24 protein-coding genes are annotated in these 20,233 nt (G+C 70.2%); 12 read left to right on the top strand and 12 right to left on the bottom strand.

Features of this window, described 5'->3' with window-relative positions:
- Positions 1-10: 10 nt before the first annotated feature.
- Positions 11-1,120 carry an NAD(P)/FAD-dependent oxidoreductase gene (locus tag HFP15_RS25760; protein WP_168519329.1) on the bottom strand — a complete coding sequence of 370 codons (1,110 nt, stop codon included), beginning with the start codon at positions 1,118-1,120 and terminating at the stop codon, positions 11-13.
- Between the two features lie 170 nt (positions 1,121-1,290).
- Here HFP15_RS25760 and HFP15_RS25755 point away from each other — a divergent pair, with 170 nt between their 5' ends.
- Positions 1,291-1,848: a hypothetical protein gene (locus tag HFP15_RS25755; protein ID WP_168519328.1), complete on the top strand. Its 558-nt coding sequence runs from the start codon at positions 1,291-1,293 to the stop codon at positions 1,846-1,848.
- Here the strand turns inward: HFP15_RS25755 and HFP15_RS25750 are convergent.
- On the bottom strand, positions 1,845-2,576 hold the full coding sequence (locus HFP15_RS25750; RefSeq protein WP_168519327.1) for an ANTAR domain-containing protein: 732 nt from the start codon (positions 2,574-2,576) through the stop codon (positions 1,845-1,847). The two genes, HFP15_RS25755 and HFP15_RS25750, sit on opposite strands and share 4 nt — an antisense overlap.
- The gene (locus tag HFP15_RS25745) at positions 2,573-3,307 is read right to left on the bottom strand and encodes a GAF and ANTAR domain-containing protein (RefSeq protein ID WP_168519326.1); all 735 of its coding nucleotides are present in this window, start codon (positions 3,305-3,307) and stop codon (positions 2,573-2,575) included. Before HFP15_RS25745 ends, HFP15_RS25750 begins: the two co-directional genes overlap by 4 nt.
- Positions 3,308-3,499: 192 nt before the next feature.
- On the opposite strand from HFP15_RS25745, the gene HFP15_RS25740 reads away from it, so the two are divergent.
- Complete coding sequence (locus HFP15_RS25740) at positions 3,500-3,790, top strand: hypothetical protein (RefSeq protein WP_168519325.1); 291 nt, start codon at positions 3,500-3,502, stop codon at positions 3,788-3,790.
- 93 nt (positions 3,791-3,883) lie between these two features.
- Complete coding sequence (locus HFP15_RS25735) at positions 3,884-4,738, top strand: SAM-dependent methyltransferase (protein ID WP_168519354.1); 855 nt, start codon at positions 3,884-3,886, stop codon at positions 4,736-4,738.
- Positions 4,739-4,798: 60 nt separating this feature from the next.
- Here the strand turns inward: HFP15_RS25735 and HFP15_RS25730 are convergent, their stop codons facing one another.
- On the bottom strand, positions 4,799-6,016 hold the full coding sequence (locus HFP15_RS25730; RefSeq protein ID WP_168519324.1) for an FAD-dependent oxidoreductase: 1,218 nt from the start codon (positions 6,014-6,016) through the stop codon (positions 4,799-4,801).
- Between the two features lie 150 nt (positions 6,017-6,166).
- Entirely contained in the window at positions 6,167-6,814 is a 648-nt protein-coding gene (locus HFP15_RS25725; protein ID WP_168519323.1) for a PadR family transcriptional regulator, read from the bottom strand.
- Between the two features lie 133 nt (positions 6,815-6,947).
- On the opposite strand from HFP15_RS25725, the gene HFP15_RS25720 reads away from it, so the two are divergent.
- Positions 6,948-7,871 (top strand): MEDS domain-containing protein, encoded by a 924-nt coding sequence (locus tag HFP15_RS25720; RefSeq protein WP_168519322.1) that lies wholly within the window; start codon positions 6,948-6,950, stop codon positions 7,869-7,871.
- On the opposite strand, the gene HFP15_RS25715 is transcribed toward HFP15_RS25720, so the two are convergent.
- Entirely contained in the window at positions 7,868-8,344 is a 477-nt protein-coding gene (locus tag HFP15_RS25715) for a MarR family transcriptional regulator (protein ID WP_168519321.1), read from the bottom strand. The two genes, HFP15_RS25720 and HFP15_RS25715, sit on opposite strands and share 4 nt — an antisense overlap.
- A gap of 143 nt (positions 8,345-8,487) precedes the next feature.
- Here HFP15_RS25715 and HFP15_RS25710 point away from each other — a divergent pair, with 143 nt between their 5' ends.
- Both HFP15_RS25710 and HFP15_RS25705 read left to right on the top strand, forming a co-directional pair.
- Positions 8,488-9,369 (top strand): helix-turn-helix domain-containing protein, encoded by an 882-nt coding sequence (locus tag HFP15_RS25710; protein WP_168519320.1) that lies wholly within the window; start codon positions 8,488-8,490, stop codon positions 9,367-9,369.
- Positions 9,370-9,436: 67 nt separating this feature from the next.
- A complete protein-coding gene (locus HFP15_RS25705) occupies positions 9,437-9,784 on the top strand; it encodes an SAM-dependent methyltransferase (RefSeq protein WP_168519319.1) in 348 nt (115 codons plus the stop codon).
- Positions 9,785-9,788: 4 nt separating this feature from the next.
- On the opposite strand, the gene paaE is transcribed toward HFP15_RS25705, so the two are convergent.
- Genes paaE through paaZ form a run of 6 tightly spaced genes read right to left on the bottom strand, consistent with a single transcriptional unit; the run spans position 9,789 to position 15,463 of the window.
- Positions 9,789-10,850, bottom strand: a complete 1,062-nt coding sequence (gene paaE / locus HFP15_RS25700) for a 1,2-phenylacetyl-CoA epoxidase subunit PaaE (protein ID WP_168519353.1) — start codon at positions 10,848-10,850, stop codon at positions 9,789-9,791.
- 10 nt (positions 10,851-10,860) lie between these two features.
- Positions 10,861-11,349, bottom strand: coding sequence for a 1,2-phenylacetyl-CoA epoxidase subunit PaaD (gene paaD, locus HFP15_RS25695; RefSeq protein WP_168519318.1), 489 nt, complete (start codon positions 11,347-11,349; stop codon positions 10,861-10,863).
- Complete coding sequence (gene paaC, locus HFP15_RS25690) at positions 11,343-12,212, bottom strand: 1,2-phenylacetyl-CoA epoxidase subunit PaaC (RefSeq protein WP_168519317.1); 870 nt, start codon at positions 12,210-12,212, stop codon at positions 11,343-11,345. The genes paaD and paaC overlap by 7 nt, the downstream gene beginning before the upstream one ends.
- Before the next feature lie 7 nt (positions 12,213-12,219).
- Positions 12,220-12,501, bottom strand: coding sequence for a 1,2-phenylacetyl-CoA epoxidase subunit PaaB (gene paaB / locus HFP15_RS25685; protein WP_168519316.1), 282 nt, complete (start codon positions 12,499-12,501; stop codon positions 12,220-12,222).
- Entirely contained in the window at positions 12,498-13,439 is a 942-nt protein-coding gene (paaA, locus tag HFP15_RS25680; RefSeq protein WP_168519315.1) for a 1,2-phenylacetyl-CoA epoxidase subunit PaaA, read from the bottom strand. Before paaA ends, paaB begins: the two co-directional genes overlap by 4 nt.
- Positions 13,436-15,463: a phenylacetic acid degradation bifunctional protein PaaZ gene (gene paaZ, locus HFP15_RS25675; protein ID WP_168519314.1), complete on the bottom strand. Its 2,028-nt coding sequence runs from the start codon at positions 15,461-15,463 to the stop codon at positions 13,436-13,438. Before paaZ ends, paaA begins: the two co-directional genes overlap by 4 nt.
- A 55-nt stretch (positions 15,464-15,518) precedes the next feature.
- On the opposite strand from paaZ, the gene HFP15_RS25670 reads away from it, so the two are divergent.
- The 6 genes from HFP15_RS25670 (at position 15,519) to HFP15_RS25645 (ending at position 20,232) form a co-directional block, all read left to right on the top strand.
- Positions 15,519-16,298 (top strand): enoyl-CoA hydratase/isomerase family protein, encoded by a 780-nt coding sequence (locus HFP15_RS25670; protein ID WP_168519313.1) that lies wholly within the window; start codon positions 15,519-15,521, stop codon positions 16,296-16,298.
- Between the two features lie 70 nt (positions 16,299-16,368).
- On the top strand, positions 16,369-16,767 hold the full coding sequence (paaI, locus tag HFP15_RS25665; protein ID WP_168519312.1) for a hydroxyphenylacetyl-CoA thioesterase PaaI: 399 nt from the start codon (positions 16,369-16,371) through the stop codon (positions 16,765-16,767).
- Positions 16,764-18,110, top strand: a complete 1,347-nt coding sequence (gene paaK / locus HFP15_RS25660; protein WP_168519311.1) for a phenylacetate--CoA ligase PaaK — start codon at positions 16,764-16,766, stop codon at positions 18,108-18,110. Before paaI ends, paaK begins: the two co-directional genes overlap by 4 nt.
- A 24-nt stretch (positions 18,111-18,134) precedes the next feature.
- A complete protein-coding gene (locus HFP15_RS25655) occupies positions 18,135-18,743 on the top strand; it encodes a TetR/AcrR family transcriptional regulator (protein WP_168519310.1) in 609 nt (202 codons plus the stop codon).
- A 68-nt stretch (positions 18,744-18,811) separates the two neighbouring features.
- Complete coding sequence (locus tag HFP15_RS43955) at positions 18,812-19,441, top strand: helix-turn-helix transcriptional regulator (protein ID WP_168519309.1); 630 nt, start codon at positions 18,812-18,814, stop codon at positions 19,439-19,441.
- 8 nt (positions 19,442-19,449) lie between these two features.
- Complete coding sequence (locus tag HFP15_RS25645; protein ID WP_168519308.1) at positions 19,450-20,232, top strand: 2-keto-4-pentenoate hydratase; 783 nt, start codon at positions 19,450-19,452, stop codon at positions 20,230-20,232.
- The last annotated feature ends 1 nt before the right edge of the window (position 20,233 follow it).

Below are 20,233 nucleotides of genomic sequence, written 5' to 3'. Positions count from 1 at the left end.
CGGCGTCCCCCTAGAACCCCGCCGGGAGCGTCGGATGCCGTTCGAAAAGGACGGTGCCGCGGACGATCGTCTCCTTGTACCGCGCCGCCAGCCTGCCGGTCAGCACGGCCTCCCTCGGACTGTCGTCGGCACGCACGAACTGGATCAGGCCGTCGCGGCGGCCCAGGCTGATGCACTGGTTGACGTACCGGAACCGCACCGGCTTCGGGGCCCGGCCGTCCAGGCGGGCGGCCAGCGCGCGCACCGCGGTCTGGGCCGTCGGCAGTCCCGTCGCGCACGCCATCCGCAGCTGCTGCCCGTCCGCCAACCGGATCGCGGCCGCGTCCCCGACCGCCGTCACCTCCGGATGCGACACCGACCGCAGCGTGTCGTCGACGAGCATCCGGCCGTGCGCGTCCACCGCGAAACCGGCCTCGCGCGCCACCGCGGGCACGGTGAACCCGGCTGTCCACACCACCGTGTCCGCCGCGAGGTGCTCCCCCTGCTCCAGCACCACACCGTCCTCGCGGACCTCCGCGATCCGCACCCCATCCCGCACCTCGACCCCGAGCCTGCCGAACGTCCGCCGCAGGTACCGCCGTGCCCGCTCCGACAGCGCGTCCCCGAGCACACCGCCGGACACCAGGCGCACCTTGAGCGCCGGGCGCGTCTCCGCGATCTCGGCGGCCGCCTCGATCCCGGTCAGCCCGCCGCCCGCGACGATCACCGACTGCGCATCACCCAGCCGCTCCCGCAGCATCCGCGCCCGGTCGAAACCGGCCACGGTGTAGGCGTGCTCGGCGACACCGGGCACCGAGGTCATGTCGGCGTGACTGCCGAGCGCGTAGATCAGCCGGTCGTAGCCGAGGCCGTGCCCGCTCGCGGTATGGACCTCCCGCGCCGCGGCGTCGACGCCGGTGACCCGGTCGACGACCAGTCGCACTCCCGTGCCCTCGAGCAGTTCCGCCAACGGCCTGTCCCGCAGCTGCTGACCCGCCGCGAGCTGGTGCAGCCGGACCCGTTCCACGAACCTGTCGTGCTCGTTGACCAGTGTCACCGCGCCGCCGGTCCACCGTGCCGCGAGTTTCGCCGCGGCGAGACCCGCGTAGCCCGCACCCGCAACCACAATCCGTACCGTCATGTCCCCGTCCCTTCCACGGTCGTCGCCATCCAGACGAAATCGCGGCTTCGGATGTGACAGGCCCGCCAGTTGCGCGTATCTCTTCCCAGGCCGGTGCGCGCGAGTTATCGTTTTCCTGCGGTCGCCCCGGACTTCGGTGATCAGAATCCCGATCGGTTCCAGGTGAGGCGATGACGCACTCCGAGCAGATGCCGACGACCAGGCGCTGGCTGGCCGCGTGCAGGCATCTTTCGCGGTGCCCGCGCGAGCCGCTCACCGATACCGCGCGCGAGGTGCGCACGCTCGTCGGCGCCGACACCGTCACGGTGTGGCTGACCGACGGCGACTTTCCGGGTCCGTTGTGGACGGACGTGAAAGCCGCCGCGCGCCGGGCGATGGCCGAGGCGTCGCCGAGCGTGGTCACGGGTGCGGGCGGTTCGACGCTCGTCGTGCCGATCGGCCTGCCAGGGCACGTCCGCGGCGTGCTGGTGCTCGGCCGTGGACCGCATCGCGCCCCGTTTCCGGAGGTGCTGGGGATGCTGGCGCAGAGCTACGTCTCGTACAACACCTCGCGTGAGGTCGCCGAACTCGGCGACCGCCTGATCCGGCTGGCCTTCAGCGCCGGCCTGTCATTGTCCGGCTCGCTGCAGCACACCGACGACCCGAGGGTGGAGGAAGGGATCAGGGCCGCGCTCGCGTCACTGGACGAGAGCGTGGCCCTGATCCGGGCTTACGTGCACGCGGCCTAGCGAGGCGGGCGGTGAGCGGCGACCACCGCGTCGCCCTCGGGGCCACCCTCGACGACTCCCCTGGCGACCTCGACGATGCGGCGGTTGCGGCTGCGTGCGTAGGAACGCAGCACGGAGAACGCCTCGCCGACGTCGACACCCAGCCGTTCGGCCAGCACGCCCTTGGCCTGCTCGATCGCGATCCGGCTGGTCAGCGCCATCTGCAACTGGTCGACCAGGGTTTCCTGCCGCCGCTGGACGCGCTGGTGCACGAGCCCGCTGGCGGCGACGCCGGCGAGCGCGTGCCCGATCCCGCTCTCGTCCGCCGCGATGGCGTGCGCGGACAACAGCGTGACCGCGCCGATGACCTCGTCCCGCTGCCGCATCGGGATCGCCAGCACCGCCGTGAATCCGGCCTCGATCGCGGCCGCCGCGAAATCGGGCCAGTTCCCGTCCGTGTGCGCGAGATCGTCGCACCGGACGGCATCACCGCTGGCGCGACTGTCCACCCCGGGCCCCTGCTCGTGTTCCAGTTCGAGTCGTTCGAGATCGCGCACGGTCTCCGTGGTGCCTTCGGCTGCCCGGACGTCGCCGTCGGTCACCAGCACACCCGCCGCCTCGGCCCCGAGCACCTCGGCGCAGCGCAGCGCGAGATTGCGCAGGAACGCGGCGAGGTCGAATCCGGGCCCGGTGGTGTCGGTCAGTTCCACGAAGGTGCGCGCGAGCAGGCTTTCCTGCACGCTCGTCACAATTCCTCCCAGTGCACTCCGCCGACGGGTGAGAACCGCAGCCTGCGGTGGACGACGGCGTTCGCGACGTCACCCAGCCTGCAGCCGGCGGCGTAGGCGTGGCCGCGCAACCGCACCATCGCCTCCCCGACGGGAACCCCCAGTTGTACCGACACCATGCCCGCGGCCTGATGCAGTTCGGCACCGCGGTCGAGGAACTCGTCCTCGGCGAACGTCCAGTGGCCCTCGGCGCCGGCGCGGGCGTTGAGCACCACGGCCAGCGCCGCGTCGGCGTAGATGACGGCGTCGGCCAGCGCGTCGGCGGGCAGCTCGCCGGAACGGGTGCGATGCAGGTCGAGCGCGCCGAGCCGGACGGCACCGACCCGCAGCGGTATCGCGAACTGCGCGCGCGCACCCGTGCCGACGGCGTCACCGGTGTAACCGGGCCAGCGGGTGAGGCTTTCCGGGCTGTCCAGATCCGCGGCGAGCACCGGTTCGAACCCGACGGCGGCGTCGAGCGCGGGCCCCTCGCCGTAGGTGACCTGGAGCTCCACCAGCTCACCGCTGAGCGGATCGGTGGCGAACGCGAGTTCCGGCGTGTTCCCCGCGCCGCCCAGCAGGATCGCGGCCCCGGAGACCGGCAGCGCGTCCGCGCAGGCCTGGCAGACATGACGGAGCGTGGCGGCGGTGTCGTCGCGATGTGACAGCCCGATGATGGACGACCACACGCGGGCCGCCCTGCTCTCGTTCATTTCGTCATTTACCGCCTTGGTGCTCGCCAGGTCCGGGAACAATCCTAGGGGGTGCGGAACCAGTTTGGGCGTCCGAATGCCATATCGGGGGTATCCGGCCGGGGGCGAGTTCAACCTCGCTCCGGAGCAATTGGCTGACCCGCCCGGAGCAAAGGGCGTTTTCTCCCGGTCCGGCGGGGCATCCGGTCAGGCATGACGAGAACACATGTTTACCGTGGCCGCGCGAGCGCCGCCAGGGTGATCAGCGGAATCGGCGCGGCGTTCGCCGTCGTCGAGGTCGTGCACCTGCTGATGGTCTTGTTGCACGCGAATCCCGCCAACGCCTTCGTGCAGTTCGTGCGCTCGATCGCCGATCCGCTGGCGCTGTTTTTCCCCGGCCTGTTCCCCATCGCCAATCCGCAACTGGCCGCTGTGGTGACCTACGGGCTCGCGGCAGCGTTCTGGCTGGCGGTGACGACGCTTATCGCACGCATCGTCTCCTGAGCGCGGCGAGCAGTCGGATGCGGCGTTTACCCACTGAACGTGGGGCACTACGCTGAGTCGGTCAGCCGCTCGACCATCTTCTGCGAGGCAGCAATGTCCGGTGCGCCGCAAGCTCAGTCGCCCAGCCAGGTCCCGGTCGGCGTGGATCCGAACCGGCCGAGCATCGCTCGGATCTACGACGGTTTCCTCGGGGGCAAGGACCACTACGAGGTCGACCGCGTAGTGATGGGCAAGATCAACGAGGCCGTGCCGGAGGCCGTCGACATCGCGCGCGGCAATCGTGGCTTCCTCAACCGCGCGTGCCGGTTCCTCGCGTCGCAGACCACGATCGACCAGTACCTCGACTGCGGTTCCGGCCTGCCGACCGCCGAGAACACGCACCAGATCGTGCAGCGCGCCAAGCCCGACGCGCGCGTGATCTACGTCGACAACGACCCGGTGGTGCTCGCGCACGGGCGCGCGCTGCTGGAGGAGAACGACAACGTGCACATGGTCGAGGCGGACATCTTCAACCCGCCGAGCGTGCTCAAGAACGAGGTCGTGCTGCGGCACCTCGACTTCTCCGAGCCGCTGGTGCTGCTGCACGTCGGCACCCTGCACCACTTCGAGGGCGACGGCGGGCCCGAGGTGATGCGCCAGTACATCGATTCGCTCGCGTCCGGCTCGTACGTGGTGTTCTCGCACTTCTACGACCCCGAAGAGCCGGAGCTCACCGAGATCGCCAAGAAGATCGAGGCCATCCTGGTGCAGGGCCCGATGGGCGCCGGCCGGTTCCGCACGAAGGACGAGATCCTCGCGATGCTGCCCGGCCTCGAGATCGTCAAGCCCAACGCGACGACCGGACCGGATCTGGTGGCCTGCGACGAGTGGTGGCCGGACGGCCCCCGGCTGACCCCGCTGAGCAAGGCCGCGCGCTGCATCGCGGGGATCGTGGCCCGCAAACCGTAAGTGCTTCATCGAAGAACCGCCGCCCCTGGCTCACCGAGGGGCGGCGGTTCTTTTTCTGTGTCAGCGTGCGGCAGCCAGCTCGCCCGGGTCGACCGTTTCGTCCCAGTCGATGTGGTACTCGGTCTGCCACGCCATCTTTTCCGGCTTCGCGAGCAGTTTCATCGCCACCGGCAGCACCGCGTCGCGCACCACACGGGCGACCGGGCCCGCCGCCTTGTCCCTGTTGGTCCTGGCGCCGGCGGCGATGACGCGTTCCACCCGCGCCCGCCGCAACCGCTCGTACGCGGCGAAGGCGCCCTCCGCGGTCGGCACGTCGCGCAGGCAACGGGCCAGGTGCAGGGCGCTCTCGATCGCCTGTGACACGCCCTGCCCGGAACTCGGCGACGTCGCGTGCGCCGCGTCCCCGACGAGCACGATCCGTCCCTTGCTCCACTGTGGAACGTTCGGCAGATCCTCCAGCGCGCCAACGACAACCAGCTCCTCGGGCACGCACTGCCGCAGGATCTCGAGCGCCGGTATGCGGTCACCGGCGAACACGTCGGTCAGCACCCGCAGCCATTCCGTCCCGCCGACCGCCCGGGCCTCGGCGAGCGACATCGGTTCCCGGCGCGGGAGATTCGCGAACCAGCCGGTGCGGCCGTCGTCCTCGACCTGGTAGGCGAAGAAGGCGCGCTTGCCGAACACCATGTGCATCGACCCGTTCGTCGAGGGCAGGCCGGTCGCCTGCGACAGCATCGCCCCGAAACCGAGCAGCCCGGTGTAGCGCGGCCGGATATCCGGGAACAGCTGACCGCGGACGGCGGAGCGGATACCGTCCGCGCCGATGAGGATGTCGGCGGTGGCATTGCTGCCGTCCGCGAACGTGGCCGTGACGCCGTCGCCGTGGTCCTCGGCGTGGACGAAACGTTTGCCGTGCTCGATTTCGATACCGCGTGACGCGGCCTCGTCGTAGAGCGCCCGGTAGAGGTCCGCGCGCCACACCGCGTGGAACACCGGCTCCGGTCCGCCGCCGAACTCGGCCAGCCGTTTCCCGGTCCAGCTGCGCATCACCATCGAGGCGACGGGCGTTCCGATGTCCCGCACGGCCGCGTCCGCGCCGAGCACGCCCAGCGCGTCGAGGCCGTTGGGGGCGAGGCCGACCATCGCGCCGACGCCGTCGGCGGGCTCGTCGTACGCCTCGTACACCCGGGACTCGATCCCGGCGCGCCGCAGCGCCATCGCGGTGACCGGGCCGGCGATCCCGCCGCCGATGATCAGGGCGGTTCTGTTCTCCGTCATGGTTTTCTCCCTGTCGGGTGGTCACAACCGTGACGGGAAGGCGGACCCGGCTATCGTGATGAGTGCCAGCTCTCGGCCCGGTCCGCTTCGCGCTCCGGTTGCGAGGGTTGCCGGGTCCCGGCGCGTGTTGCAGCACCGCCGGGCCCGTTCCTAATCGCTTGTGCTCCCCCTTTCGGCGAGCTCTTCGTATTCCGGTGGAATGCGTCCGGTCTTGTGGTAGTCACGCCATTGCGCGAGGTCCGGGAACGTGCCCTCGGACAGCTCTTCGAGCAGCCCGCGCACCCATCGGGCTTCCGCCTCGCGCACGGCGAGGTCGTACTCGTTCTCGATCAGGAACAGCCTCGGCAGCTCCGCCCGGTGCTGCTCCAGCGCCTTGCGCTGCCCGGCGAGTTGCTCTTCCAGCAGCTCGAGCCTGTGCCGCAGCAGCTCCGTCGCGTCGTCGGGGGTCAGCGCGGCGAGCAAGGACAGGCCCGCCTCGAACCGCGGCTGTTCCCGTTCCGGTGTGGACACCAGCTCACGCACCCAGTCGACGAGTTCGGCACGCCCGGCCTCGGTGATGCGATAGACGGTCCGTTCGGGACGCGCGCCCTGCCGTGCGGTTTCGGCGGCCTCGATCAGGCCGTGCTTCTCGAGGTTGGCGACGACGGTGTAGAGCGATCCCCACTTGATCTTCATGTCCTGGTCCTTGCCGCGCTCACGCAGCATCGAGGCCATTTCGTAGGGATGCATCGGCCGCTGCACGACCGTGCCCAGCACGGCGAGCGCCAGCAGGTTGGCCACCCTTCGCCGCTTCGCCATCACGCCTCCCGAATATTCGTCTACGAGTATACGTCGGCGGATAGAGTGGGGCAAGTATCTTCGGCCCGGCTTCCGCCGTCCGGCCCAGGCGGTACCTTGGAAGATCGAAGGGCCGCGTCGACAGGAGAGGCACATGGCGAGCGAGCCGGGGTTCACCCACTCCGCCCTGATCGTCGACTCCCCGGACGCGCTCGCCGCCCGGCTGGTGCCCCTGCTCGAGCGCCAGATGGCCGAAGAACGGCCGGTGCTCCTGGTCGTCGCCCCGGAAACCGAGGATTTGGTGCGCGCCGAACTCGGTGCCCGGGCCGAGCGCCTGGAGTGGGGCCAGCGGTCCGGCTTCTACCAGCAACTGGGTGTGGCGTTCGAGCGGTTCCGCCGCTACCTCGCCGACCAGCGCGCGGCGGGACGACGAGTCCACGTCGTCGCCGAACCGCTCGTCACGGGCGACCGGGCCACGGCGTACCTGCCCTACGAGGCGGTGTGCAACGACGCGTTCGCCGCCTACGACTGCCCGGTGACGTGCCTGTGGGACAGCCGCCGCCATCCGGCTTCCCACATCGAGGACGTGCGCCGGGTGCACGGCTGGGAACTGGGCGAGACGGAGTTCCTGCGCAGCGGCACATTCGTGCCGGCGGGTACGTACCTGGCCGGGTTCGCGCGCACGCCGCTGCCGCAGCCGCCGCCGGCGACGCTGCTGGACCGGCTCGTGCTCGACGTGCACGATCTGCCCCGGCTGCGCGAGCGAACGCGCTTCCTCGCGCAGACGGCGGGAACCGCGGCCGAGGACGTCACCCTCGCGGTGAACGAGGTGGTGACCAACGGGCTCCTGCACGGCGAACCGCCGGTGCGGATCCGGGCGTGGCCGGCACCGGGCGCGCTGATCGTGCAGATCGAGGACGCGGGCGGGGTCGAAGTGCCACCCGCCGCGGGCTACCTGCCGCCCGATGTGGATCAGTACGGCGGGCGCGGCATGTGGCTCGCGCGGCAACTGGCCGACATCGTCACCACGCACACCTCCGGCGACCGCACCGCGGTCCGGATGTCCTTCCCGTCCTAACCCTCGGCCAGCTCGTCCGTGGCCTGTCTGCCCGCTTCGGCGACCCGGTGCAGGAAGCCGGATATCAGGTCGAGTTCGGCCTCGCTGTAACCGGAGCACACGTCGTCCATCGACCGGTTCATCCCGGCGTAGAGGCCCAGCAGTTCCGCGCCACGCTCCCGCAGCACCCGCACCCGCACGGCGCGGCGGTCATCCGGGTCGCGTTCCCGCGTCACCCAGCGGTCGCGTTCCAGCCGGTCGAGTACGCCGGTGATCGTGGCCGGATGCAGGCCCGCCCGCCGGGACAGTTCCGTCGGGCCCAGCGGGCCGAAGCGGGCGATCAGATCGAGACAGTCCAGATCGGTGTCCTTGAGCTTCGCCCGCGCGCCGACCTGATGATTCAGCAACGACAACTGAATGCTCAGCTCCCGCATCGACTCCTTGATGGCGACGGTGAGCCGGCGTTTGCGGCGGGCCGCCTCACGGGATTTCATCCGGACTCCGTACTTTACGACTTCCGGAGCAGATTACACCGGCGACGATCCGAGCGCGCTCACCGTGCGGGCGACCGGGGGCGTCGTCCGCACGGCCGGATCCGGCACTTGCCGCGCACACGGCCGGCGCCTAGGTTTTCCCGGTGCCCCTTCCCGCGGCGGCCGCTACCCCGACGGGCCGCAAATGCCAGCTGGGCGCTCTGCTGCGGCATCTTCGCGATCGTAGTTCGCTGACGCAGGACGAAGCCGGCGCGTATGTCTGGCCCAACGGCAAGATCCGCCGGGTGCAGAACAAAATCGCGTTGCTGGAAAACGGCGGGGGCGGCATCGGCAACGCGGACCTGCGCGCGTTGCTCGACGCCTACCGGGTGGACGACCCCGAGACGGTCGCACTCGCCAAGCAGCTCAACGACAACACCTCCCAGCGCGGCCGCTGGCTGGGCCATCGCGCGATCCATTCCACGTCGGCGCGCCAGTTCCTCGATCTGGAACAGGACGCGAGTCTCGTCCGCATGGTCGCCGTGGAGCAGGTACCGACACTGTTCCAGTGTGAGTTCTACATCCGCGCGGGATTCAAGCCCAGTGTGCCCGCGGACGAAGTCGCGGCTCATGTCGCCGCGTGCCGCGAGCGGTGGCGAGTACTGGGCCGGGCGGAGATCTTCGCCGTACTGAGCGAATCCTGCCTGCGCCGGATGCGCGGCGACGAGCACGTGATGCGTGAACAGATCGACCATCTGATCGCCTTGTCGGAACAACCCAACATCGTGCTCCAGCTGGTGCCCTTCGTCCTGCCGCCGGGACGCCGCGACAACTGCGGGCTCGAACAGTTCGCGTTGTTCCGGCTGCCGTGTCCCGGCGTCGGCTCCGGCGACCAGCAGCATCTGGACTTCGCGTTCGCCAGAATAGACGCCCGGCCCCTGCGCGATGTCAAACTTCAGGCGTACGAACGCCTGTGGTCGGATGCGACCAACGCCGGCCTGGGCCCGGACCGGACGCGACGTTTCCTGCGATCCGTCAAGGAGTGACACCGATGTCCGCTGCCCCCGGACGCGCGTGTGGTGTATGTGGACCGGTCGGCCTGCTGATGCTGTCGTGCTGCCGTTCGTGCCCGGCTTCGACGAGGCTCGCACGGTCGTGGGGGGCTACCGGGCCCGGCTCGCCCCGGGCAGCCACCTCGCGCTGACCCATCTGACCCCGGCACGCGGCGCGACCACGCTGGCGCGGCAGGAAGAGGTGAACAAGGTCTACAACCGCAACGTGGCCGAGCAGGTCGCCAGCCGCTCCCCCGAGGAGATCGCGGAGTTCTTCACCGGCATGGAACTGGTTCCGCCCGGGCTCGTGCCGGTTCCCGGCTGGCGCCCCGACGAGCCCGGCTACGTCCCCGACGAGGAGGACGAGGCACGCAAGGTCGGGCTCGCCGGGATCGCCAGGAAGCCGTGATCGCTCACGAGTCGTAGTCGACGGTCACCTTCTCCGACACCGGCAAGGACTGGCAGGTGAGCACGAAACCCTCCTCGACCTCGCCGGGGTCGAGTGCGAAGTTGCGGCGCATGTCGACCTCGCCGAGGGTGACCTGCGCGCGGCATGTGCCGCACACCCCGCCCTTGCAGGCGAACGGCAGGTCGGGCCTCGCCCGCTGGGCGCCGTCGAGCACCGCGGTGTCGCGCGACAGGGTCACCGTGGTCGACCGTCCGTCGAGGACGACGGTGACCTCGCTGGTCAGCCCCTCGATGGGTGCTTCCTCGTGGCGCACCGGCGGTGGCGGCGCATTGTCCACATAGAACAGTTCCTGGTGGATGCGCTCGGTCGCGATCCCTTCCGCGGTCAGCAGGTCCCGCGCGTCGGTGACCATGCCGAACGGGCCGCACAGCCACCAGTGGTCGGCCTTGCCGAGCAGGCCGAGCATCGCACGTAGCTTCACCGCGTCCAGCCGCCCGGTGAACAGTTCCGCCTCACGTGGCTCGCGCGAGAGGACGTGCATCAGCTCCAGCCGCGTCGGATACCGGTCCTTGAGGTCGGCCAGTTCGTCGGCGAACATCACGGTGTCGGTGCGCCGGTTGCCGTACACGACGGTCACGGTGGTGGCCGGATCACGCAGCACGGTGGCCGCGATGGAGAGCACGGGCGTGATGCCGGAACCGGCCGCGATCAGCACGTGGTGGCCGGATTCGGCCAGATCCGGGCTGAAGTTGCCGGTCGGCGTGCCGACCTCGACCTCGTCGCCGGGCCGCACGTCGCGCACGAGCCACGTCGAGAACAGCCCGTCCGGCACCTCGCGCACGCCGATGCGCGGCGCGGCGCCCTCCGGCGCGCAGATGGAGTAGGAACGGCGTTCCTCGCGGCCGTCGATCGTGCGCCGCAGGGTCAGGGACTGGCCGGCGCGGAACGCGTACGCCTCTTCGAGGCCGGGCGGGACGTCGAAGGTGACCGCCACGGCGTCGTCGCAGAGCCGGGAGACCCCGGCTACGGTGAGCCGGTGGAAATCGCCCCGCAGGCGGGATTTCATGGCCGTCACGTCAGATCTCCTTGAAATGCTCGAACGTCTCGTCGCAGGCGCGGCAGCGGCGCAGCGATTTGCACGAGGTGGGCCCGAACTCCGACACGAGCACGGTCTCTCCCGCGCCGCAGTGCGGGCAGGACACGCGGCGCACGGCCGGGCCCAGCGTCAGCGGGATCGGGCCGCGGCGGCGCGGTGCGGCACCGGGCGGGGCGATGCCCGCCTCGGCGAGCTTGCGGCGGCCTTCGTCGGTGATCCAGTCCGACGACCACGCCGGCCGCAGCACCGTGCGCACCTCGACCTCGTCGTACCCGGCACCCCGCAGCGCGTGCACCAGGTCGTCGCGCATGGTGTCCATCGCGGGGCAGCCGGTGTAGGTGGGCGTGATCGCCACGACGACATGTCCGTCCTCTTCGGACACCTCACGCAGCACCCCGAGGTCGGCCAGCGTGAGCATCGGCAGTTCGGGGTCGGTCACGGTTTTCGCGACGGCCAGCGCGCTCACCATGTCGCCTCCGGGTACGCCCTGGCGACGCTCTGCAGCTCGGCGAGCAGGTAGCCCATCGCCTCGGTGTGGATGCCGTCGCGGCCCATCCGGCCGGACACGCCGACGCGCGGCGCGATGCCGGGAACGGTCAGCGTCGCCGCCGAGCACACCTGCCCCAGCACGTCGTCGAACTCGGCCCGCAACGTCGAGGGGTCGACGCCGACGCGGCGCTCGATCTCGTGCGGGGTGAACAACTCCCCGACATAGGGCCAGATCCCGTCCAGCCCCGCCTGCATCCGCTCGTGCGAGTACTCGGTGCCGTCGCCGAGCCGGACGGCCCACTGCGCGGCGTAGTCCCGGTGGTAGGTGACCTCCTTGACACCCTTGGCCGCGATGGCCGCGAGCACCGGGTCCGGCGAGTCGCGCAGGGCCTGCAGCAGCGCGAGCCGCCAGGTGGAGAACACCAGCAGCACGGCGACGAACTGGCCGAAGTCGCCGCGCGGTAGCTCGGCGAGGCGGACGTTGCGGAACTCCTTCTCCGGCCGGAGGTAGGCGTAGGAGTCCTCGGAGCGGCCGCTGCCGTCGGCCTTGCCCGCGCGGGCGAGCAGCAGCCTGGCCTGTCCGAGCAGGTCGAGGCCGATGTTGGCGATCGCGACCTCGTCCTCCAGCTCCGGCGCGTTGGTGATCCACTCCTGCAGTCGGTGCGAGAAGACCAGCGCGTCGTCGCCGAGCATCAGGCAATATGCCGACAAATCAGCACCGTCCATTCCGGACGGGACTGTGGTGTCCACTCCGGACAGCGGGTCTTCGAAGCCGGTCCCGAAGGCCCACCGCGAGTCGTCGTGGGCGTCGGCGAGCGCCTCATAGGCGTTGTCAAAGGACATCAGGCACTCACATGTGGGGAACGTTGTCGGGAATGTCGTAGAACGTGGGGTGGCGGTAGACCTTGTCCGCGCTGGGCGAGAAGAACGGGTCTTTTTCGTCCGGGCTGGACGCGGTGATGTCCGACGCCTTCACCACCCAGATGCTCACGCCCTCGTTGCGGCGGGTGTAGAGATCGCGGGCGTTGCGCAGCGCCATCTTGTCGTCCGCCGCGTGCAGGGACCCCACGTGCACGTGGTTGAGCCCGCGCTTGCCCCGCACGAAAACCTCGTACAACGGCCACTCGTTCATGCCGCCACCTCACTCGTCTTGCGCGCGTGCGCGGCCGCGGCCTCACGGACCCACGCGCCGTCCTCGTGCGCCTTGCGCCGGTGCGCGACGCGCTGTTCGTTGCACGGCCCGTTGCCGGACACGACCTGTTTGAACTCGGCCCAGTCGATCTCGCCGAAGTCGTAGTGCTGCCGCTCGTCGTTCCAGCGAAGCTCCGGATCGGGCAGCGTGACGCCGAGGATCTCGGCCTGCGGCACGGACATGTCGACAAAGCGCTGGCGCAGTTCGTCGTTGGTGTGCCGCTTGATCTTCCACGCCATGGACTGCGCGGTGTTCGGGGAGTCCGCGTCGGGCGGGCCGAACATCATCAGCGACGGCCACCACCACCGGTTCACCGCGTCCTGCACCATCTCCCGCTGCGCTTCGGTGCCCTTCATCATCGTCATCAGCAGTTCGAAACCCTGCCGCTGGTGGAAGGACTCCTCCTTGCAGATCCGCACCATCGCCCGGGCGTACGGGCCGTAGCTGCTGCGGCACAGCGGAACCTGGTTGCAGATCGCCGCGCCGTCCACCAGCCAGCCGATCGCGCCGACGTCGGCGAAGGTGAGCGTCGGGTAGTTGAAGATCGAGGAGTACTTCTGGCGCCCGGAGACGAGCCGCTCGGTCAGCTCCTGCCTGCTGGTGCCCAGGGTTTCGGCCGCCGAGTACAGGTAGAGCCCGTGCCCGGCCTCGTCCTGCACCTTGGCCAGCAGGATCGCCTTGCGCCGCAGCGAGGGCGCGCGGGTGATCCAGTTGCCCTCCGGCTGCATGCCGATGATCTCCGAATGCGCGTGCTGCGCGATCTGGCGGACCATCGTCTTGCGGTAGCCCTCGGGCACCCAGTCCCTCGGCTCGATCCGCTGGTCCTTGGAAATCGTGTGCTCGAAATGCGATTCGAGATCGGGCACGGTCGCGGTCATTCGGTCTCCTTGGCCACGAGGGTCAGCACGTCGTACTTGGCGACGGAATCGCCGTCGGCGTTGGTCACGTCGGTGTCCCAGCGGACCTCGCCGTAGTCCTGGTCGATGCGCGGGGTGATCTGCTTGCAGGTCAACGTCACCGTCAGCTCGTCGCCGGGCTTGACCGGGGTGAGGAACCGCAGGTTCTCCAGGCCGTAGTTGGCCAGCACCGGACCCGGTTCGGGCGAGACGAACAACCCGGCCGCGAACGAGAGCACCAGGTAGCCGTGCGCGACGATTCCGCCGAACAGCGGGTTCGCCGCGGCCGCCGCCGGATCGGTGTGCGCGTAGAACGTGTCGCCGGTGAACTCGGCGAAGTGGTCCACATCGGACTGGGTGACGGTGCGCGGACCCGCGACCACGGTGTCGCCGACCTTGAGCTCGGCCAGCGACTTCCGGAACGGGTGCGTGCCCTCCGCACGGGGCGCGCCCGCGATCCACCGGCCGGTGACGGCCGAGAGCACCTTCGGGCTGCCCTGCACGGCGGTGCGCTGCATGTGGTGCAGCACGCCGCGGATGCCGCCCATCTCCTCGCCACCACCGGCGCGGCCCGGTCCGCCGTGCACCAGCTGCGGCATCGGCGAACCGTGCCCGGTGGACTCCTTGGCGTCGTCGGAGTCGAGCACCAGCAGCCGCCCGTGCCACGGCGCGGTGCCGAGCACGACTTCCCGCGCGAACTCGGCGTCGCCGGTCACGATCGACCCGGCGAGGCTGCCCTGGCCGCGTGCGGCGTAGTCGATGACCTGGGCGGTGGAGGTGTAGGGCAGCAGCGTGGACACCGGGCCGAACGCCTCGACCTCGTGCGGTTCCGCGCGCTCGGGGTCGCCCTTGAGCAGGACCGGCGAGAGGAACGCGCCGCGCTCGGTGTCGGCGTCGACCACTTCGACCTGATCCGGGTCGCCGTAGACGACGCTGCCCGCCGCCAGCAGCGCCTTGAGCGAGCGGCGCACCTCCTCGCGCTGTTCGAGGCTGGCCAGCGCGCCCATCCGCACGCCTTCGCTGCCGGGGTTGCCGACCGTGACCTTGGCCAGCCGGGCGCTCGCGGCCTCGGCCACCGCGTCCAGCTGCTCGGCGGGCACGAACGCACGACGGATCGCGGTGCACTTCTGCCCCGCCTTGACGGTCATCTCGGTGGTCAGCTGCTTGACGAACAGATCGAACTCGGCCGTTCCCGGGGTGGCGTCCGGGCCGAGGATCGAGCAGTTGAGCGAGTCGGCCTCGGCGTTGAACCGCACGGCGTTGCGCACGATCACCGGATGCGCGCGCAGCCGCTGCGCGGTGGAGGCGGAACCGGTGAACGACACCAGGTCCTGCGGGGTCACGTGGTCGAGCAGATCGCCGACGCTGCCACAGATCAGCTGCAGCGAACCTTCGGGCAGCAGCCCGGATTCGATGATCAGCTCGACGAGTTTCTCGGTCAGGTACGCGGTCTGGCTCGCGGGCTTGACCAGGCTCGGCACGCCGGCAAGGAACGCGGGCGCGAACTTCTCCAGCGGGCCCCAGACCGGGAAGTTGAACGCGTTGATCTGCACCGCGACGCCCCGCAGCGGGGTCGCGATGTGCTGGCCGAGGAACGTGCCGCCCTTGCTCAGGGGCTCGACGCCGCCGTCGACGTAGACGGTGTCGTTGGGCAGTTCGCGCTTGCCCTTGCTCGCGTAGGCGAACAGCACGCCGATGCCGCCGTCGACGTCGAACTTCGAGTCGCCGAGCGTGGCGCCGGTGCGGGCCGACAACGCGTACAGCTCGTCGCGGTGCTCGCGCAGGTGCGAGGCCAGCGCCTTCAGCAGCGCCGCACGCTGGTGGAAGGTCAGTTCGCGCAGCGCGGGCCCACCGGTACGGCGGCCGTAGTCGAGCGCGGCCGCCATGTCCACCCCGGTAGAGGAGATACGCGCGACCTCCTCGCCGGTCACCGCGTCGTGCAGAGGCGTGCCCTCATCGGGGGCGGTGTGCCAGCCGCCGCTGACGTAGCTGCGCAGGAGCGCCATCGATCCTCCTCGAATTACCAACCGAACGTTCAGGAAGTCATGGTAGCTTGCTCGCATGGCTGACGAAAGCAGGGACAACGAAGTTTCCGTCGCGCGAGCGGGCGCGGTGGCCACCGTGACACTCGGCAGGCCTGCGCTGACCAGCGGCATCAAGGCCGCGCTCCGGGACGCCCTGGAGGACCTCGCGGGAGATGATTCGGTGCGGGCGGTGGTGCTCACCGGCACCGGCAAGGCGTTCTGCGTCGGACAGGACCTCGCCGAGCACGCCGAGGCGCTGCGCGCGGATCCGGCCACCGCGTTCGCGACCATCGAGCAGCACTACAACCCGATCGTGACGGCGCTGGCCACGATGCCGAAGCCGGTCATCGCGGCCGTCAACGGCACGTGCGTCGGCGCCGGACTCGGGTTCGCGCTCGCCTGCGATCTGCGCGTCACCGCGGACACCGCGAAGTTCGGCACCGCGTTCACCGCCATCGGCCTCACCCCCGACTCCGGGCTGTCGGTGACCCTGGCCCGCGCGGTCGGTTCGGCGCGCGCCGGCGAACTCGTCCTGCTCGGCGAGTCCTTCACCGCCGCGCAGGCCGCGGAATGGGGCATCGCCGGGCGCGTGGTTCCCGCCGACGAGGTCGCGGAGACCGCCGCCGAGCTCGCCGCGCGGCTGGCCGCAGGCCCGACCCGCGCCTACGCCGAGGCGAAGGCCGGGCTCGCGGGACCGCTGGCCCAGGTGCTGCGTGACGAAGGCGCGGCGCAGGCGCGGCTCGGCCTGACCGAGGACCACCGGATCGCGGTGGAAGCCTTCCTCGCCAAGGAGAAGCCCGCCTTTACGGGTCGGTAACCCTTGACAGCGGTTCCGTCAGGGCTCAAATTAATAACCGTCCATTCGGTCAGTTAGCAAGGAGACGCCAGTGTCGCAGTCCCCGGCCGCACAGGCGACGTTCGACGACGACGTCGCCTCCCGGTCCATCGGCATCGAGCTGCTCGAAGCCGTCGACGGGAAGGCCGTGGCGCGCATGCGTGTCACGGATCAGATGGTCAACGGCCACAAGATCGCACACGGCGGTTACCTGTTCCTGCTGGCCGACACCGCGTTCGCCTGCGCGTGCAACAGCCACGGCCCGGTCACGGTCGCGGCGGGCGCGGAGATCTCCTTCGTCTCCAGCGCCCGGCTCGGCGACGAACTGGTCGCGATCGCCGAGGAACGCACCCGCTACGGGCGCAACGGAATCTATGACGTCACCGTCCGGCGCGGCGAGGAAGTCATCGCCGAGTTCCGCGGCCGGAGCCGCACGATTGGAAAACAATGACGACCATGCACAGTGAAGTGCCCAGCGCGAAGCGGCTCGGGACCGCGCCCGCGGTGGACGATCTGACCCCGCCCGAGCGGATGAGCGTGGACGAGCTGCGGGCCGTCCAACTGGAACGTCTGCAGTGGACACTCCGGCACGCGTACGCGAACGTGCCGTTCTACAAGCGGAAGTTCGACGAGTCCGGGGTGCATCCCGACGACTGCCGCGAGCTCGCCGATCTGGCGAAGTTCCCGTTCACCACCAAGCAGGATCTGCGGGACAACTACCCGTTCGGCATGTTCGCCGTGCCGCAGGAGCAGGTGCGGCGCATCCACGCCTCCAGCGGCACCACCGGCAAGCCCACCGTCGTCGGCTACACCGAGCGCGACATCGACACGTGGGCGAGGGTGATGGCGCGCTCGATCTTCGCCGCGGGCGGGCGGCCGGGGCACAAGGTGCACGTCGCCTATGGCTACGGGCTGTTCACCGGCGGGCTCGGTGCCCACTACGGCGTGGAAAAGCTCGGCGCGACGGCCATTCCCGCGTCGGGCGGGATGACCGCACGGCAGGTCCAGATCATCAACGACTTCCGGCCCGAGGTCATCATGGTCACCCCGTCGTACATGCTGACCCTGCTGGACGAGTTCGAGCGCCAGGGCATCGATCCGGCGACGAGTTCGCTGCGGGTGGGCATTTTCGGGGCCGAGCCGTGGACCGAGCAGATGCGCCGCGAGATCGAGGAGCGGATGAACCTCGACGCCGTGGACATCTACGGCCTGTCCGAGGTCATGGGCCCCGGTGTGGCGCAGGAATGCGTCGAGACGAAGGACGGGCTGCACATCTGGGAGGACCACTTCTATCCCGAGGTGATCGACCCGGTCGACGAGAACGTGCTCGACGGCGGTGTCACCGGTGAGCTGCTGTTCACGTCGCTGACCAAGCAGGCACTGCCGGTCATCCGGTACCGCACCCGCGACCTGACGGCGCTGCGGCCGGGCACCGCGCGGCCGGCGTACCGGCGGATGGACAAGGTCACCGGCCGCAGCGACGACATGATCATCCTGCGCGGGGTCAACGTGTTCCCGACGCAGATCGAGGAGATCGTGCTCGCCACCGACGGGCTCGCGCCGCACTTCCAGCTGCGGCTGACCCGCCGGGACCGGATGGACCACCTGACGGTGCTGGTCGAGGCGCGGTCGGACACCCCGCGTGATCGCCGTCCGATCGCGGCGGCGGAGATCTCCGCGCGGGTCAAGGACGGGGTCGGGGTCAGCGTCGCCGTGGAGGTGCTCGACCCGGACACGCTGGAACGGTCCGTCGGCAAGATGCGCCGGGTGATCGACCAGCGGCCCAGGGACTGATCGCGGCTTGGGATACTCGGGATCATGACGAGCGCCCCACCGGCCCGGCCTGCCCGGCGCGGCAGGCCGGGATACGACCTGGAGTCCCTGCTGGCGGTCGCCGTCAAGCTGTTCAACGAGCGCGGCTACGACGGCACCAGCATGGAGGACCTGTCGCGGAAGCTGGGTATCACGAAATCCGCGATCTACCACCATGTGCCGAGCAAGCAGGAACTGCTGCGGCTGGCGGTGAACCGGGCGCTGGACGGCCTGTTCGCGGAGGCGGCGAAGGTCGATTCGGCCGACGGGCGGGCGGTGGACCGGCTCGAGCAACTGGTGCGCGGCAGTGTGGTGGTGCTGGTCGAGCGGTTGCCGTTGGTCACGTTGTTGCTGCGGGTGCGGGGAAACACGAAGGTGGAGCGGGACGCGCTGGCCCGCCGCCGCGAGTTCGACCACATCGTCAGCGAACTCGTCGGAAAGGCCGTCGCCGAGGGCGATCTGCGGTCCGATGTGGACCCCTCCACTGTGGCGCGTCTGCTGTTCGGCATGGTCAACTCGCTGATCGAGTGGTACAAGCCCAGAGGCGGCGTCAGCGCGGAGACACTGGCCGACGCGGTGGCCAACGTCGCTTTCGACGGCCTGCGCGTGCGCTGAGCCCACGATGTTCCGGCGGCCCCCAGACAAAGTGTCCAGCACCTGAGCCGGACGTCTAAGCTGAGCGCGTGGATTCCGCGGACTCAATCCTCGACGCCCTCAAGGACGTCATTCCCGGGCTGGCCGCGACCTTCGGCCGCTCGTGCGAGGTCGTCCTGCACGACTACCGCGGCGGGGACCGGTCGGTGGTCGCGGTGGCCGGCGACGTCACCGGGCGGCACGTCGGCGGCGCGATGAGCGAGATCGGCTTGCGGATGCTCGCGCAGGGCGACGACGCCGAACCCGAGCTGAACTACCTCACCCGCACCGAATCGGGCCGCACCGTCAAATCGTCCACGATGCCGTTGCGGGACGCGCACGGCACGGTGTTCGGCGCGTTGTGCGTCAACCTCGACGTGACCGCGCTGCGCCAGGTCGGGGACATGCTCGGCGACCTCGCCGGGACCGCGCCGGCCCAGCTGCCGACGACCACGTTCACCGACGACTTCGACGAGGTCCTCGACGCCGTCGTGCGCGCCGAGGAACTCGCGCTGGCCAAGCCGGTCACCAGCCTCACCCGCCAGGAACGCCTGCCGCTGCTGCGCACGCTGGACGAACGCGGCGTGTTCACGGTGCGCGGCGCGGCCCCGAAAGTCGCGGCGCGGCTCGGCATCTCCCGCGCCTCGTTGTACACCGACCTCGCCGAATGCCGGAAGTGAGCAGCCCCATGACCGACTGGACCATCACGCGCGCGACGACCGAGCTTCTCGACCGCGAAACGGCCCGCCGCGACGGCGGCCGCATCACCGACGAGTGGCCCGAACTCGACCTGCGCACCGCCTACGAGATCCAGGATGCGCTGCTGCGCGAGAAAACCGCCGCGGGCGAGAAGCTCGTCGGCGTCAAGCTCGGGCTGACCTCGCGCGCGAAGCAGGAGCGCATGGGCATCTCCTCGCCACTGACCGCGTGGCTGACCGACGCGATGTCGCTGTCGGTGGGCGAACCGGTGAAGCTGGACGAACTGATCCACCCGCGGGTCGAACCGGAGATCGCCTTCGTGATGCGGGAACGGCTCGCCGGGCCGGGCGCCACGGCCGCGACGGCGCTGGCCAGCGTCGGCAGCGTGCACGCCGCGTTCGAGGTGATCGACAGCCGGTTCTCCGGCTTCAGCTTCGCGTTGCCCGACGTCGTGGCCGACAACGCCTCCGCGGCCAGGTTCGTGGTGGCGCCCGGCTCGCTGCGGCCGGAAGCGCTCGACCTGGCGCTGGAGGCTTGCCTGCTGGAGGTCGACGGCGAGATCGTGGCGACCGCGACCGGCGCCGCCGTGCAGGGCCACCCTGCCGAGGCGCTGGCACTGGCCGCGAACGCGCTGAGCGAACGCGGGCTGGCCATCGAGGCGGGCTGGATCGTGCTCACCGGTGGCCTGACCGACGCCGTCTTCGTCGAGCGGGGGCGCACGATCACGGCCCGGTTCGGCAACCTCGGCACGCTCAGCGTGACCGGGGCCTGAG

Source organism: Amycolatopsis acididurans (assembly GCF_012328925.1).
GTDB lineage: Bacteria > Actinomycetota > Actinomycetes > Mycobacteriales > Pseudonocardiaceae > Amycolatopsis_E > Amycolatopsis_E acididurans.
The sequence above is the reverse complement of the archived record's forward strand: the minus strand, read 5'-3'. Positions and strand labels throughout refer to the sequence as shown.